We start from the raw sequence: 372 nt of genomic DNA, 5'->3' as shown, positions 1-372 counted from the left end.
GTTCAGCATTCTCTTCGTCCTTAACTGGAGATTTGATTACTGTACCGTCAGTTGTTACATAGTTAACTGTTACTGAACCTGCTGGCTCGTAAACGTAAGTTACTTCTGTAGTGCCTTCTACAACTTTACCAGACTCGTTATCGCCAGCTTTCACTTCTTTGTAGTAGTAAGTAACACCGTTGTGTTTAATAACTGCTGGTTTGTTATCTGTTGTATCGTAAGCTGTATCAAGTGCCGCATCAGTTGTATCGTTTACTGACGTTGCAATTGTTTCACCATTTGTGTTCACATAGTTAACGACAACGCTACCGTTTGGTTTTGGAGCTGGAGTTGTTACTTTTTGGTAAACATAAGTTACTTGAGTTGTACCTT

Annotated in this window: 1 protein-coding gene; it reads right to left on the bottom strand. The window is 39.5% G+C overall.

The window, feature by feature from the left end; all coding sequences use genetic code 11:
* On the bottom strand, positions 1 to 372 hold a 372-nt coding region (locus RFK25_RS11595; RefSeq protein WP_332413561.1), incomplete at both ends, for a MucBP domain-containing protein.

It is taken from the genome of Streptococcus sp. SS-4456, from assembly GCF_036680365.1.
Taxonomy (GTDB): Bacteria; Bacillota; Bacilli; order Lactobacillales; family Streptococcaceae; genus Streptococcus.
This window is presented reverse-complemented; position numbering and strand designations above follow the sequence as displayed.